The 15,090-nt window shown below is 62.5% G+C and carries 16 protein-coding genes; 5 read left to right on the forward strand and 11 right to left on the reverse strand.

Features of this window, described 5'->3' with window-relative positions; all coding sequences use genetic code 11:
- Nucleotides 1-47: 47 nt before the first annotated feature.
- A complete protein-coding gene (locus QY325_00890) occupies nt 48-803 on the reverse strand; it encodes a hypothetical protein (GenBank protein WKZ66496.1) in 756 nt (251 codons plus the stop codon).
- A gap of 278 nt (nt 804-1,081) precedes the next feature.
- Between QY325_00890 and QY325_00895 the strand changes: the two genes are divergently transcribed.
- Both QY325_00895 and QY325_00900 read left to right on the forward strand, forming a co-directional pair.
- A complete protein-coding gene (locus tag QY325_00895) occupies nt 1,082-2,521 on the forward strand; it encodes a S41 family peptidase (GenBank protein WKZ66497.1) in 1,440 nt (479 codons plus the stop codon).
- Nucleotides 2,522-2,605: 84 nt separating this feature from the next.
- The gene (locus tag QY325_00900; protein ID WKZ66498.1) at nt 2,606-3,211 is read left to right on the forward strand and encodes a hypothetical protein; all 606 of its coding nucleotides are present in this window, start codon (nt 2,606-2,608) and stop codon (nt 3,209-3,211) included.
- A gap of 6 nt (nt 3,212-3,217) precedes the next feature.
- Here QY325_00900 and QY325_00905 read toward each other — a convergent pair whose 3' ends face one another.
- Together QY325_00905 and QY325_00910 are read right to left on the reverse strand one after the other, a co-directional pair.
- A complete protein-coding gene (locus QY325_00905) occupies nt 3,218-3,859 on the reverse strand; it encodes an O-methyltransferase (protein ID WKZ66499.1) in 642 nt (213 codons plus the stop codon).
- 206 nt (nt 3,860-4,065) lie between these two features.
- Complete coding sequence (locus QY325_00910) at nt 4,066-5,358, reverse strand: S41 family peptidase (protein ID WKZ66500.1); 1,293 nt, start codon at nt 5,356-5,358, stop codon at nt 4,066-4,068.
- 386 nt (nt 5,359-5,744) lie between these two features.
- On the opposite strand from QY325_00910, the gene dinD reads away from it, so the two are divergent.
- Entirely contained in the window at nt 5,745-6,587 is an 843-nt protein-coding gene (gene dinD, locus QY325_00915; protein WKZ66501.1) for a DNA damage-inducible protein D, read from the forward strand.
- Nucleotides 6,588-6,599: 12 nt separating this feature from the next.
- On the forward strand, nt 6,600-7,220 hold the full coding sequence (locus QY325_00920) for a hypothetical protein (GenBank protein ID WKZ66502.1): 621 nt from the start codon (nt 6,600-6,602) through the stop codon (nt 7,218-7,220).
- Nucleotides 7,221-7,248: 28 nt separating this feature from the next.
- On the opposite strand, the gene QY325_00925 is transcribed toward QY325_00920, so the two are convergent.
- A complete protein-coding gene (locus QY325_00925) occupies nt 7,249-9,057 on the reverse strand; it encodes an acyl-CoA dehydrogenase family protein (GenBank protein WKZ66503.1) in 1,809 nt (602 codons plus the stop codon).
- A gap of 518 nt (nt 9,058-9,575) precedes the next feature.
- Between QY325_00925 and QY325_00930 the strand changes: the two genes are divergently transcribed.
- A complete protein-coding gene (locus tag QY325_00930; GenBank protein WKZ66504.1) occupies nt 9,576-10,613 on the forward strand; it encodes a Fic family protein in 1,038 nt (345 codons plus the stop codon).
- A gap of 32 nt (nt 10,614-10,645) precedes the next feature.
- Here QY325_00930 and QY325_00935 read toward each other — a convergent pair whose 3' ends face one another.
- The 7 genes from QY325_00935 to QY325_00965 form a co-directional block, all read right to left on the reverse strand.
- A complete protein-coding gene (locus QY325_00935) occupies nt 10,646-11,539 on the reverse strand; it encodes a hypothetical protein (protein WKZ66505.1) in 894 nt (297 codons plus the stop codon).
- Between the two features lie 158 nt (nt 11,540-11,697).
- A complete protein-coding gene (locus tag QY325_00940) occupies nt 11,698-12,063 on the reverse strand; it encodes a type II toxin-antitoxin system VapC family toxin (protein WKZ66506.1) in 366 nt (121 codons plus the stop codon).
- Nucleotides 12,064-12,070: 7 nt separating this feature from the next.
- Nucleotides 12,071-12,253 (reverse strand): hypothetical protein, encoded by a 183-nt coding sequence (locus QY325_00945; GenBank protein ID WKZ66507.1) that lies wholly within the window; start codon nt 12,251-12,253, stop codon nt 12,071-12,073.
- Nucleotides 12,254-12,269: 16 nt separating this feature from the next.
- Complete coding sequence (locus QY325_00950; protein WKZ66508.1) at nt 12,270-12,479, reverse strand: hypothetical protein; 210 nt, start codon at nt 12,477-12,479, stop codon at nt 12,270-12,272.
- Nucleotides 12,480-12,556: 77 nt separating this feature from the next.
- Nucleotides 12,557-13,366, reverse strand: coding sequence for an SHOCT domain-containing protein (locus QY325_00955; GenBank protein WKZ66509.1), 810 nt, complete (start codon nt 13,364-13,366; stop codon nt 12,557-12,559).
- Nucleotides 13,367-13,549: 183 nt separating this feature from the next.
- Nucleotides 13,550-13,753 carry a hypothetical protein gene (locus QY325_00960; GenBank protein WKZ66510.1) on the reverse strand — a complete coding sequence of 68 codons (204 nt, stop codon included), beginning with the start codon at nt 13,751-13,753 and terminating at the stop codon, nt 13,550-13,552.
- Between the two features lie 10 nt (nt 13,754-13,763).
- Complete coding sequence (locus QY325_00965) at nt 13,764-14,939, reverse strand: acetyl-CoA C-acyltransferase (protein WKZ66511.1); 1,176 nt, start codon at nt 14,937-14,939, stop codon at nt 13,764-13,766.
- Nucleotides 14,940-15,090 lie beyond the last annotated feature (151 nt).

The following is a 15,090-nucleotide window of genomic DNA, read 5'->3' on the forward strand; positions in this document are numbered from 1 at the left end:
CCACGCACCTGATCTTGGGGGAGCTTACAGGTGAGCAGGCCCTGTGGTCAGAACTTCTTCTCCACCTTCTTGATGAGCTTCGGCATTTTGCCGGCCAGGTCCCTCAGCAGGTTCTCGGCCGCTTGTTCGCAGAGCGGCTTGATCTCCTCCAGCTCGACGACGGGAATGCCCATCACCATGGCCACGGATCCATTGGCTGGCGCGTATTCCACGAAGTTGAAGACCCTGTTGCCTTCGCCATCGAAGAGCATGAGGTTCATCACGGCCGCGATGCCTGCGCTGCCCATGCCGCCGATCGCCACCTTGGGCTGGAACTTGAACCCGAGCGAGATGAACATGACCCCATCCGCCTTTCCCTTGAAAATCTCCAGCATCTTCATCTTGTTGCTGTTCTCCCGTTTCAGGGCATTGGGGATGAGCACCTTGTAGCCGGGGTAGGGGATCATGCCATCGAGCGGCTGCGTGCCATCCTGTTCCGACTCGCCGAACCTGCTCACGAAGGCCTGGTACTCCGGGTTGCCGGTCACCTCCGATTCGGGAAGGAAGCTGAAGTTGAACTGCTTCGCGTGGTTGGTGAAGAAGTCATCGTGGAATTTGGCGAGCACCGAGGTGAGGTCGAAGCGCTCGTCCTTGGCCAAGGTGCTCAGGCTGGCGACCAGGGAGGCACTGCTGTTCAGGTCGGAAGTGCTGATGTACCTGTCCACATAGAAGGTCACCACGGCGACGTCCTTGCGCTGGGCGGAGAGGAGGTTGCTGGTGGCCCATGCGAAGCAGAGGAGCAGGAAGCGGGCGGGGTTGTGCATGGCGATGGCCCGCATTCTGTCCGCGGGGCGCCGAAGCTAAGCTGAATCGGCCCCGTCTTGCGGTGCGCGCGGGTTGCGGTCCCGGTCATCCCTCGCGATGTCCAGGCGGTCGGGCCGCGGTGCGGGGATGCGCGGCACAGGAGCCCGGCCTGGAGGGGCGACTGACGCGGGGTAGGTGCAGGTCGCGTTCGGCTGAGGTGATCGGCCCTGCGGAGTCGCTCGCGTTTTCCGAGCTTCGCTGTATGCAATGCACCCGGATCACGCTTCCGTTCGCCTTCATGCTGGCCACAGGCGCCTCCGCGCAGCCCTGCGATTGCCCTTCCGCATTCAACTGGATGGTGAGCACCTTCGAGGGGAACGACGCTGGATTCCAGCTGGTGGTGGATCGCAAGGGCATGCCGGAGTACACCAAGCACACCGAAGCCATGCGCAGCCGTGCGGAGCAGAGCGGCGATCTGCTGGCATGCACGGAGGTGTTGAACGAGTGGCTGCATTGGTTCCGCAAGGGGCACATCGGGATCGGGCCAACGGAGCAGGGGCAGGCTGCAGTACCACCGTCGGCAGGATCCGCGGCGCAGCCGACGGCCATGCCCGTAGCGCGTTCGGTGAAGCTCTCCGAAGCGGATCTGGTGAAGCGCTTGCAGAAGGCGGGCAGCGCGCGCCATCCCTTGGAGGGCGTGTGGACGATGGGCCCTTACCGCGTGGGCATCGTGCGCCAGGCGAAGGACGCTTCGCGCTTCGATGCGGTGATCCTGGCCTCGGAGAACAGGAATTGGAGGCCCGGCGAGGTGAAGGCGGAACTGCAGCAGCAAGCCAATGGCCGATTCACCGGCACCTTCTACATGGGCGATCACTCGCCGGAGCCGGTGGAGGCCTCCCTGCTGGGTGGCAGCGGGAGCATGCTGCAGATGCGTGGCGTGTGGATGCGCCAGCTGCCCGAACCGGCGTTTTCGCAGGCGGAACGTATCCACCTGCGGGCCATGGATGCCGAGCAGCCTTTCCTGGAGCGCCTTGGTGAGCGCACGCTCTACCTGCGCATCCCCTCCTTCGCCTTCGAGCAGAAGCCGCTGATCGACAGCGTGCTCAACGCGAATGATGCGCTTATCCGGGGCACCGAGAACCTGATCATCGACATCCGCTACGGCACCGGTGGCAGCGATGCGAGCTACAGCGGACTGATCCCCTACCTCTACACAGGGCCGATGCGATCAGTAGGCGTGAAGCTGCGTTCCACCGAGCTGAACGCGGCGGGCTACGAGGCCTATGCTGACATGTTCGGTCGTGACACGGAGAACGGGCGCTGGTGCATGGACGTGTCCACGCGCATGCGCGCTGCCCCAGGTACCTGGTTGGAGCTGAACGAGCAGCCTTGGTCCGTGGACAGCGCGCATACGGTGCTCCCGCTCCCGCAGCGCGTCGGCATCATCTGCAACGAGGGCAACGGCAGCACCGACGAGCAGTTCCTGCTGGAAGCGCGCACCAGCGCGAAGGTGAAGCTCTTCGGGTGGCCCACCAAGGGCGTGCTGGACGTGTCGAACATGCGGCGCGTGACATCGCCCGATGGCTGTTACGAACTCGGCTATTCCATGAGCATGAGCCACCGCCTCCCCCGCATGCCGGTGGACGTGATGGGCATACAGCCCGACCACTATCTGGATGAAGGGATCCCGGCCATGGAGTGGGTGGGCTATGTGCAGCGGGTGCTGGAGGGGCGGTGATCGTCGGCTATTCACCGGGCCACGGTGCGTAAGTGGCGTATGGCAGGGGTGGGGTCCCCAAGGCCGGGAGGGTTCCTTTGCCCCATGCCGCGCAAGGCTTCCAAGGATGCATTGACGCTCTTCGATGCGCTGGTGTACACCTGCCTCTACCGGGTGACGCTCGATCCACCGAGCGCGGCGCAGGCCTGGGTGATGCAGGTGCGCCATCAGCTCCGCGACCGCATCGGCGATTTCGCGGGCTTCTACCGGTTGCCCGGCATCCAGCTGCTCGAGGCCGACCTGCCGCCCGAGTATGAGCGGCCACTGGGCGATGCCGTGGCGCGCGCGGTCGCCGGCCTTCCGGGCTTCACGCTCCGGCTGGAGGGGTTGACGCATACGCCCGACCGTCGCCGCATCTGCATCGAGGTGGCGGCGCCAGGATCGCTGGCGACCATGCGGCAGCGCATCGCCGATCACGTCCGCGCCAATCGGAGGATCAAGAAGCTGGGCGTGGAGGTGGCCGACCGGGCTGAGCTGGTAGTGGCGGATGGGCTGAAGGCAGCCCAGTTCGAGGAGGCTTGGGCGCTGCTGGGGCGCGAATCCTTCACCGCCGAGCACCGGGTGAACGATGTGGTGCTCCTCAAGCGCGAGTGGGCGGATACCTCCTTGGATGAACATGTGTGCACCATCCCCTTGCTCCTCGGGCGCTGAGGGCGCTCAGAGCCGTCGGGCCAGCAGCAACCCGTCGCGCAGCGGCACCATCACCTTCTCCACACGCGGGTCGTTCGTCACCAGTTCGGCATAGCGCACGAGCGCCGCGGTCTGGTGGTCCTGCTCCTCCGCGGCCTTCAGCACCTTTCCGCTCCAGAGGACATTGTCCGCCATGATCAATCCACCGGGGCGCATGCGATCGACCACAGCCTCGAAGTACGCCGGATAGGCAGGCTTGTCCGCATCGATGAAGACAAGATCGAAAGGTGTGGGCAAGGTCGGGATCACCTCCATTGCCGGCTGCTGATGCGTGGTGATGCGGTCCTCGAACCCTGCGGCCTTGATATGCCGGGCCACCAAGGGCGGCAGATGCGGGTCGATGTCGATGGTGTGCAGCATGCCGCCCGGCGCGAGGCCCTCGGCCAGGCACAGGGCGCTGTAGCCCGTGTAGGTGCCGATCTCCACGATCACCTTCGGACGCACCAAGTGGCTCAGCATCGACAGGAAGCGGCCCTGCAGGTGGCCGCTGCACATCTGCGGCATGTAGATGCTGGCGTGGGTCTCCTCGCGCAAGGCCTTCAGGTGCGCAGGCTCCTCACCGCTGTGCGCTTCGCAATAAGCCTCCAGAGCCGGATCAATGAACTGCATGGTGCGATGGTTGCGGCAAAGAACGCGAAAGGCGCCAGGACCCCTCCTTAGCGCTTCAACGGCCCTGCAATGAACGTCGCGCGCCAGTTGCGCCGTCGCAGTTCAGATCGCTGCGACCCTTTGGGTGCTTGGCGCCTTTGCGGTGGACCTCAACAGCAGCGCATCCCCTCCTCGATTCTGCCTGGTTGCAGAATGGGCTCCCCCGATCAACGCACCCCGAGCAATTCGAGGGCCTTCTCCAAAGCCGCATCCCTGCGCCAAGGCATGGTCACCTCCGTTGCCACCGGGTGGATGGGCTGCACGCCCCGACCGTCCACTGGTGCGTCCACCAGCCACCAGTCCTTGCGAGAAATGGTGCAGGTTATCCGGGTGTTCGGCAGCACCACAGTGCGGCCACACCCGCTGATCACCGTGCGGCAGCCACCGCTCTCGCTGCCGATCAACGGTCCGCGCTGATGCGCTTCCAGCTGCGCAAGCACCATCGCGGTCACGGAGAAGCTTCCGCCGTCCATCAAGGTGCACAGCGCACCGGTGTAGTGGTTCTTCAATGGCCGGACCATTCCATGATGCGGCCCCTTGCGCACAAGCCGGAAGGGCCGATCGAGCAAATGGGCCAGCAGGCGTTTGGCCGAACGTGGCTCCCCGCCTTGATCCCCGCGCAGGTCGAGCACCAGGTGCTGCACACCGTGGGTCCGCAGCGTGTCGAACGCGGCGTCGATCTCGGCAGGCCTGAGGTCGTCCTTGGCAAAGCTCGGAATGCGCAACACGGCTGCCTTGTTGGCAAGCAGCGTAAGCTTCAAACGGCCATCCGAAGGCGGGGCACAGGGTTCCGGTAGCTCGTCGGAGGATCGCGCGCGAAGGATGAACTCCTGTCTTTCCCCGGCCTTCTCCACCTGCACGGTGAACTGTTCTGGCTCGCCATAGGAAAAGCGGTAATAGCTCCTGAACCATTGGTCCAGCACCCAGATGGCGTAGCTGGTGTGCAGACCATCGCGCACCTGCCGCGTGATCAGCGTATCGAGGATGGCGGTTGCAGGCACGCCGTTGATGGCCTGCACGCGCGCACCCGCCAGCGTGGAGTCTTCAAGGCCTGCGCTGCAACGGAGATACAGGGCCGAATCGGTGACTGCGATAGGCAGCGGGAAGTAGCGGGCCGGTGCTTCCTGCGCCCATTCCTCCGTCGGCAGGAAGAGGGTATGCCCGTCACCCAGCAGGGGATAGAATGCGGCGAGGCGGTTCAGGAGCTCGAACTCGGTGCATGGCCTGTCAAGGCTGCGTCGAAGGCTGTCCGCGCACCGCTCGAACTGCTCAGGCGTGCAATAGCGGTAAAGGGCGGGGTGATGGGCCTTCAGCGCCTTCACGACCGCGTCCAGGTCCTCGCGTGCTTCTTCAGGGCTCCACGTTGGCATCCGGCTGAAGGGGCCAGGCTGCCCTTGGACGCGAGTGAGCGTAAGGGAGAGGAGCGCTCGTGCGCCGAAGCGGATCAGCGCGCCGGGCATGTCGCGAACTTAGTCGCAGTAGCTCCGTCCCGCCTCCTTCAGGAGAACGTAGCGTGTCCGTTGCGTCGCCGCGCCGTTGCGGTTCAGATCGCTGCGCTCCCTTGAGCCCTTCGCGTCTTTGCGTTGAACGTCGCATTGCCGTTGCGTCGTCGCACCGTTGCGGTTCAGATGGCTGCGCTCCTTTGCGCTCCTTGCGTCTTTGCGGTGAACCCTCAGTAGCAATACCTCCCCTCCGCGATCATCTTCTTCGCCACCGCCTTTCGCAGCTCGGCGGTGTTCTTGCTCCAGCGCTTGGGATCAGCCTTGATCTTGGATAATTGTGACGATGGACCTTTTGGTGGCTGAGCTATATTGTACGTCGGGAATTTGACAGAAATGTCGTCGACATGAACAAGGAACAGATCACCGGACTCTTCCGCCGGTTCGAAGAGGCCTGTTATCTCCACGAAGGTGTTGAGTGCTGGAGCGCACGTGAACTTCAGGTGATCTTGGGCTATGCGCGCTGGGAGAATTTCAGGGTGGCCGTGGAGCGTGCGCGGAAGTCCTGCGATGCGAGTGGCTACCGTATCCCGGACCATTTTCGTGAGGTCACGAAAATGGTCGCGCTCGGCAGTGGTTCCGAGCGCGCCGTGGAGGATGTGGCTCTGACCAGGTACGCGTGCTACCTCATCGCCCAGAACGGGGATCCCACCAAGCCGGAGATCGCCTTCGCACAGACCTACTTCGCGGTTCAGACCCGTAAACAGGAACTGATCGAGAAGCGGTTGCTGGATGTCGCGCGGGTGTCAGCGCGTGAGAAGCTGACCCGCTCGGAGAAGAAGCTCTCCGGTATCCTCTTCGAGCGGGGTGTGGATGAGCGCGGCTTTGCCATCATTCGTTCCAAAGGTGACCAAGCGCTTTTCGGTGGCTTCACCACCGGTGACATGAAGCGGAAGCTCGGAGTTCCGGATAGCCGACCACTTGCAGACTTCCTCCCCACACTGACGATCAAGGCCAAGGACTTCGCCACCGAGCTCACCGGGCACAATGTGGTGGACAAGGATCTCCAAGGTGAAGCGCCGATCACCAAGGAGCATGTGGACAACAACGTTGCTGTGCGCAGGATGCTGGCCGAACGGGGCGTCAAACCGGAAGCGCTGTCTCCGGCCGAGGACCTGAAGAAGGTGCAACGCCGGTTGGAGGGGGAAGAGAAGAAGGTTGTACCAGCGGGAAAGAAGAAAGAGAAGTAGCAACATGAAGTGATGGAGGACAAGATGGATTCGATAGGTGTACCTGAGGTCGTGAAGTGGATGCATGAACAACTCGTTATCGCACATTTCGACTTGGCCGAGTACAAGAAGATCTTCACTTCGGTGCAAGAGGACCTGGATGTTCTGAACTCAACGGGTTCCTTGTTCTTCGCGAGGCTGCACAGGCTGTACTGGTCCTCCTTCATTCAAAACGCTGGAAGGCTCATGGATCCTGCAGTATCCATGGGGAGGGACAATATCTCGTTGGCGCGATTGGTTCAAGACGCCAAGGCACTGCCGTTCCACGAGAGCATCACTGCTTTGAAGGCCGAAGCGGACGGTCATTGGGAACCGTTGAAGAAGATCCGGGATCGGGTCATTGCGCACAGCGACTTTGAACTCGTGGTCACAGTGCCTTCTGAGGTGCACAAAGCCGAGACGGAGAGCATTGAGCGCATCTACGCCATGGCTGGCGAGTGCATCAAGTTATACTACCGCCATTTCGAGAATGTGGGAGTCGGATATGATCACATTAGGCATCATGGTGGAGCCACGCAAATGCTATCCTATCTCAAGCGTGGAAGAGATGCTTGGGAATTGGAACGACGGGAACGTATCGCCCGGCAACCCTGACGGCTTGCGCTTGCTGGTCACCTATTGATCAGAAGCAGTATTTCCCCTCCGCGATCATCCGCTTCGCCACCGCCTTCCGCAGCTCGGCCGTGTTCAGCGGCGTGTTCTTGCTCCAGCGCTTGGCGCCCATCAGCATCGCCTGGCGCTCGTCGCCCTCGGCGAAGTTGCACACGGCCTCCTTCGCCCACTTGTGGATGCGGTCGGCCGCATCGTGGATGTACAGCTGGCACATGGCGATCTGCTCGGCCACGTTGGCCGCACCTTTCAGCTCGGCCAGCTTCAGGGTGCGCAGCAGCACGCTCTCGGCCAGGTAGGTGTCGATCACCATGTCGGCGATGTGCATCAAGGTCTCCTGATGCTTCGCCAGTTCGAGGCCCAGCTTCTGCGCGGCGCCACCGGCGGCCATCAGCACGGCCTTCTTGAAGTTCGCCACCATGCGCTTCTCGTCGGCGAGCAGTGAATCGTCCGGCTCGGGGAAGTCGGGGATGCCCATCAGTTCGCCCGCCACCGCCATCGCCGGGCCCATCAGGTCGAGTTGGCCCTTCATCGCGCGCTTCAGCAGCATGTCCACCGTGAGCATGCGGTTGATCTCGTTGGTGCCCTCGAAGATCCGGTTGATGCGGCTGTCGCGGTAGGCGCGCTCCACGGGGCTCTCGGCGCTGTAGCCCATGCCGCCATAGATCTGCACGCCCTCGTCCACCACGTAATCCAGGCACTCGCTGCCCGCCACCTTCAGGATGGCGGCCTCGGCGGCGTACTGCTCCACGCCCTTCAGCAGCGCGGTGGCATGGTCGGCACCGCCGGCCTTCAGGTCCTCGATCGCGCGCTCCATGTCGTTGCTGCAGCGGTAGGTGGCGCTCTCCACCACGTAGCAGTAGGTCGCCTGGTCGGCCAGCTTCTGGCGGATGGCCCCGAAGGCGCTGATCGGCTTGCCGAACTGCGCCCGCTCGTTGGCGTACTTCACGCTCATGTCCACGGTGGCCTTCGCGCCGCCCAGCGCCGCGCCCGCCAGCTTGATGCGGCCGATGTTCAGGATGTTCACCGCGATCTTGAAGCCGTTCTCGCGCCCGCCCAGCAGGTTCTCCACCGGCACCTTGCAGTCGTTGAAGAACACCTGGCGCGTGCTGCTGCCCTTGATGCCCATCTTCTTCTCCTCGGGGTTCAGCGTGATGCCGCCGAAGCCCTTCTCCACGATGAAGGCCGTGAGGTTCTTGTCCGCCTCACCCGTCTTCGGGTCGGTGATCTTGGCGAACACCGTGAACACGTCGGCGAACCCGCCGTTCGTGATCCACATCTTCTGCCCGTTCAGGATGTAGTGCTTGCCGTCGTCGCTCAGCACCGCCTTCGTCTTGCCGCTGTTGGCATCGCTGCCGCTGCCGGGCTCGGTCAGGCAATAGCTCGCCTTCCACTCACCGGTGGCCAGCTTGGGCACGTACTTCTTCCGCTGCGCCTCATCGCCGTAGTAGAGGATGGGCAGCGTGCCGATGCCCGTGTGCGCCGCGATCGCCACGCTGAAGCTGTGCCCCGCGCCGGTGATCTCCGTCACCAGCATGCCGGTGAGGAAGTCCTTGCCGAAGCCGCCCAGCTCCTCGGGCACGCTGATGCCCAGCAGACCCAGCTCGCCGGCCTTGTCCAGCAGGCTCGGCATCAGGCCTTCCTCCAGCGCATCGATTCGGTCCAGGTTGGGCCACACGTGCTGCTCCAGGAACTCGCGCGAGCTCTGCGCGATCATGCGCTGCTCCTCGTTGAACTCCTCGGGGATGAAGATGTCCTGCGGTTCGCTGGTGCGGATCAGGAATTCGCCGCCCTGGAGGGCTTTCTTCACGTCGGTGCTCATGGTGTCGATCAGATGATCAGAGGATCAGACGATCAGATGATCGAAATGCCTCTGTGGGTAGTACGTCTGGTTCGGGTTAAAGTTATGCACGCATAACAAATTTCCAACAGGGGTGGTTCGGATGCGGGGGCGAATGGCGAATGGTCATTGGCGACCAGGAGATGGTGCCGGGCGACCTTGATCCCTTGACACTTGCCGCGCACGCCGCAGCCCCCAGCGAGGGCGTGAGCCTTGTGACTTGAGTCTTGCTTCGGGCGTGCCCCTCGCAAAAGCCTCGGGTCGGGTCATTCGCTTTGGCTGCCGTGTCCCGCCCAGCATCCACGGCGCTCCGGTGTCTGCTCCTTCGTCGCAGCCTCCTCGCTGCTCGTGGCTGCAAGGGCGGTCCAGCGGCAGGCCGCCGCTGCTGCCCCTCACGCGGACCTCCCGTTTCCGGATACGTTCCGGCTATTAGCGGATATTCACGGATACGACCACCCTCTTTTCGGATACGGAACGGATATTACCGTATATTTGCGGATATGTCCGCGGTCCACACCTTCCGCCTCGACCTCACCTGGGACCTGCTCCTGGCCATCAGCCGGGTGGACCGCTTCGCCGGGGAGTGGGCCGGCATCGAACGCCGCGAAGGCCGCTCGCTCAAGCACCTCAAGTCCATCGCCACCATCCAGAGCGTGGGGGCCTCCACCCGCATCGAGGGCAGCCGTCTGGATGATGCCGCCGTGGATGCCCTGCTCGCCCAGCTCGACATCACCAAGCTGGAGGACCGCGACCAGCAGGAGGTGGCCGGCTACTTCGAGGCGCTCGACACCATTTCCGAGGCCTACTCGGATATCCGCATCGGCGAGAACGAACTGATGCACCTGCACAAGCTCACGCTCCAGTACAGCACCAAGGACGCCTGGCACCGCGGCGGCTACAAGCAGCGCCCCAATGCCGTGGAGGCCACCCTGCCCGATGGCAGTCGCACGGTGGTCTTCACCACCACACCGCCCGGCGTGGAAACGGAGGACGCGATGCGTGCACTCGTCGCGTGGTACGCCCGGCCCGATGCCGTGCATCCGCTCGTGCGCGTGGCGGCCTTCTGCTACGAGTTCGTCACCATCCACCCGTTCCAGGACGGCAACGGCCGCCTCAGTCGCCTATTGGCCACCTTGCTCCTGTTGCAACAGGGCTATCCCTGGGTGCAGTACGTCAGCTTCGAGCACGAGATCGAGCGGCGCAAGCAGGAGTATTACCGCGTGCTGCGCACCTGCCAGGTCAACCGCCCCGGCGAGGACATCGGCGCCTGGCTGCACTTCTTCCTGGACTGCCTGGTGGTGATGATGGAGAAGCTCCGCGCCAAGCTGGAGGCGAAGGGCGCCATCACCGACCTGAACGAACGCCAGCGCAACATCCTGCGCTACGTGCAGGCCCATGCCGGTGCGCAGGCGGGCGGCATCGCGAAGGCCTTGGGCATACCACTACCCACGGTGAAGAAAGACCTGGAAACGATGGTGGCCGCAGAGGTACTGCTACGCGAAGGGGTGGGGCGGGGGACGCACTACAGCGCGCGGTAGGTCTGGTCGGACCTTTAGTCGGCGACAGATCGTCACCGACTGAACCCCTCCATCCACCGCACCAGCTCCCGCTCATCCACGATCGACCACGCATGCAGGTACCGGTTCCCATGTTGCACGCCACGCCCCGCCGTGGTGATGTACTCCGCTCGCGCATTCCCCACCGCTACCAGCGTATCATGGATCCGCTTCATCGCAAAGGCGTTCAGCTCCTCGTAGCTGTCGTCGCGGTTGGCGCGCCACCATTCGGTGTCCGGCTCGGTGTAGAAGCGGATCGGCAGGTCCTTCAGCGGGGCCACGCTCGCGGACGTGTTCAAGAGAGGAGCGGAGCGCTCGTAATTGGCCATGCTGTCCGTGGGCGAGCCGAGGGTGCTGTCCAGAAAGGCCTGCACGTAGCGCGCCTCGTCCTTGTACTGTGGGAAGGTCGTTTTCGCTAGGTCGAGCTTCGAACAGTCATACAGGTGCACCAGGTCCAGCGGACTGTCCACGGCGAAGACGCCCTTGAGACCGATGCCCGGCCGAGGTGTGCGCACCAGTTCCTTCGCCAGCAGCACGCTCACGTTGCCGCCGGAGGAGAAGCCACCGATGAAGGTGTTCCTGGCATCGACCCCATGCGCCTTCACAGCCGCCGCGATCGTATCGAGCACCTCCCGCTTCTCCGCATCGCTCATCAGGATGTGCCGGTTGTAGTTCATCAGTAGCACCGCGATGCCGTTGGCCACCGCCGTGTACGCGATGGGCGACTCTGACCGGGTGTCCGCCGCATCGCACGGGAAGCAGGGGAAGACGATCAGCAGGGCTTTCCCGCTGGGGCGGGACAGGTCCTGTTCGGCGGGGGCGATCAGGTCGTAGGCGGCGGTATGGATCTCGCGCGGGGCCTGCTCATTGCGGGGGGGGGATCCACAAGCGGACCACAACACCCACATGACCAGGGCCAGCAGTTGCGTTGGATGGAACCGGTTCGGTCGAGCAAAGCCTTCAACGATGTAGCGGTCATGATCCCTTCCAGGATCGGTGTCGTGCCGCCCGGAACAAGGCCGGTGATGGATCACGGCGTTCTGATCGATCTTGCTGTCAGGGCGGATCAAATGCGCCGGAACTGGTAATGGATCACATCCAGTTCATCGAGCAGTTTGAGCATCGACGTGTCACCGGTGACGAGCGGTATGTCCAGGTGCATGGCCGTGGCCGCAATGATGCTGTCCGGCAATTTCAACCGGTGCTTCCGCCGTATGGCGATCGCCTGCTCCTCGATCAATGAGTTGATCTCCACGACCGGCCACGCTTCCAGGAACACCTCGACTTTCGCCAGTTCACCTTTGGTGATGTCCGGGAAGCTCAAGAGCTCCATCCGGGATATGTTGGAAAGCGTGAGCTCTTTGTCCGTCAACATGTCGGCGAGGTGGGTGTCGCCGTTCAGCAGGTACAGGACGATGTTGGTGTCGATCAACCACCGATCACCACTCATCGCGCAACCGCTTTTGGATCTGCAAGGGGTCTTCCTTCAGCTTGATCGTGCCGACGAATTGGTGAATGTCGGGCAAGGGACGCTTCTTCCGCTTGCGTCGCCCGGTACGAAGCTTCGACAACAGCGCGTCGACCTGCTTCTTGGTCATGCCCCGTTTGATGACGATCACCATGATGCTCGTGTGGTGCTCAAAGATAGTCCACCACCGTCCTGCCCGCGATGGGCGATTCCGACCGCGTGTCCGCCGCATCGCACGGGAAGCAGGGGAAGAGGTTCAGCAGGGCTTTCTCGCTTAGGAGGGACAGGTCCTGCTCGGCGGGGATGAGGAGGTCGTAATCGGCAGCGTGGATCTCGTTGGGCTCAGCGGCTTTTATTGGCGCAGGGGGGGGGGATGGCAAGCGCCCAAGAACAAGCTGCCCGCGAACAAGGCGACTAGGCAGGAATTGGCGGATGGCGTGGGGGCAACGCAGTTCAACTAGCCAAGAAGCTTAGCCTTCTGTTGCTCAAACTCCGCTTGGGTAAGGATACCTTTTGATCTGAGGTCGTCGAGCTTCAGTAGCTCATCAGAAAGCGACGCCTGTTGGGAAACACTCATGTGTCCGGCTTTGCGGTCTTCTTGATCAATGATGACCTCAATGGTCTCTTTCCATGTGTTTAAGTCGTCGATTGCCTTTCGCAGATTGGTGCCGTACACCGAATCGCTGTGCTTCACACTCTTCTTGGTGCGAGCCGTTTCTTCCCATGCGTCGAAGAAGCGGATGCGGAAGCTCGGATTGTTTGTGTCTCGCAAGAGCAATTTGAAGTCCACGGTCTTTACTTCTTTGTTCTCCTGACCCTTAGCTGTTACTCCGCCGATGATTGCGCCAGCGCCCCCAGCAATGATCCCGCCAACCACTGCCCGGCCAAGGGCTCCAGATTTGCGATAGGTTGTTTCACCATCCTCGATTACCTCGCATCCAATGATATCCGAGTAGCTGTACTTCTTAACGCTTCCATGGCCTTCCTTGAACGCAATCTGCTTACTGTCATTGTCTATGGCGATCAATCCCCAAGGACCGATGAGCTTCTTCGTACTCGAGAAGCCTTCAAGCCTCGCCAGTTCCCCGGTCAGTTGGTCGGTCAGTTCCTTGCGCTCTTTCTGCTTGTCGATGTTGTACCAAACGCCTCCAACCATGGCCAACAGAAGTATAAGACCAAAGGCACCGAAGCCACCTACAGCTTCTGTAAACACCAAGAGGAGAATTATCACGCCCGCGATGAGCATGAAGAGAATGCTGCCTTTCATGGTAACATGGGGTTGATTCAGTGTGAAAAGTACAAGCTACTCGTGTTGTTTCGCGTGACGGATCGGAGCGGCACCCCGCAGCGAGGAACGAGCGAGGAGTACAGCGAAGAGCCGGACCCCGCCTGCATTTGAGGCGGGGGCACCCCCAATGCAGGAAACAGATTGGCCATTGGACCCGAAGTCTTATTCACCAAGGATGAGGTCAATCTTGAGGTTGCGTATCTCTTGGCGGTTGGTCATCTGAAAATCCCCCAACTCAGTCCATGCAGTATTCCACTGCATGAACGCATCGTCAGCCAATGCACCCATTGCCTCCTGCTGCTGTGCGTTAAGCCATAGTTGGTTGACCAGCGCTTTTCGTTGCTCGAGTTCTTCAAGTAGGTTCATCTTCTCTTCTTCAATTCAACAGCTCAAACACGCTCGCCGCTCCCTGCCCCGTCCCCACACACATCGTCACTACCCCGTACTTCTGCTTCCGCCGCCGCATCTCGTTGAACAACTGCACGCTCAGCTTCGCGCCCGTGCACCCCAGCGGATGCCCCAGCGCGATGGCGCCACCGTTCACGTTCACCAGCTCCGGGTCTATGCCCAGCTCGCGCACCACCGCCAGCGATTGGCTCGCGAAGGCCTCGTTCAGCTCGAACAGCCCGATGTCGCCCAGCTTCAGCCCGGCCTTTTCCAGCGCCTTCGGCACCGCCGCCACCGGACCGATGCCCATGATGCGCGGCTCCACGCCGGCCACGTGGTAGGAGAGGAGGCGCGCGATCGGCTTCACATTCAATTGCTTCAGCATGCGCTCGCTCACCACCAGCACGAAGGCCGCGCCATCGCTCGTCTGGCTGGCGTTGCCGGCCGTCACGCTGCCCTTCGCGTCGAACACGGGCTTCAGCTTCGCCAGTGCCTCCGGGGTGCTCGCGCGCGGACCTTCATCGGTGTCCACCACATACTTCTCCACCTGGCGCTTCTCCTTCGCGTCCAGGTACACGCGCTCCACGGTGTAGGGCACGATCTCGTCGGTGAACTTGCCGGAGCTGATCGCGGCCAGGGCCTTCTCGTGGCTGCGCAGGCTGAAGGCGTCCTGGTCCTCACGGCTCACCTTGAAGTCGCGCGCCACGGCCTCGGCGGTGAGGCCCATGCCCCAGTAGTACGTGGGCTGCGCCTTGCCCACCTTGGCGTTCGGCACGATGCGCCAGCCGCCGAAGGGGATCGGGCTCATGCACTCCACGCCGCCCGCCACGATCATGTCGGCCTGCCCGCTGTGGATCTTGGCCGCCGCGATGGCGATGGTCTCGCTGCCGCTGCTGCAGTAGCGGTTCACCGTCATGCCTGGCACCTTGTCGGTGTTCAGGCCCATCAGGCTGATCATGCGGCCGATGTTCAGGCCCTGCTCGGCCTCGGGCGTGGCGTTGCCCACGATCACGTCGTCGATGCGCGTGCGGTCCAGCCCGGGTACCGAGCTCACCAGGTGGTTCACCACGTGCGCGGCCAGGTCGTCCGGACGGGTGAAACGGAATTTGCCGCGAGGTGCCTTTCCTACTGCGCTTCGGAAACCGGCGATGATGTATGCGTTCATGGGGAGTGCTGTCTTATGTCCTATGCCGGACTGACTGTTGCTTGTTGTTTGTTGGGCGTGCCGGCGCTCAAATGCAGCGCCGTCGGGCTATCCGCTACAAGTCCTCGGCCTGATGACAGGCCTGCGGGCTTTTCGCTTCTATCCCTCACGC

This window comes from Flavobacteriales bacterium, from assembly GCA_030584065.1.
In the GTDB taxonomy this organism is placed as follows: Bacteria; Bacteroidota; Bacteroidia; order Flavobacteriales_F; family PHOS-HE28; genus PHOS-HE28.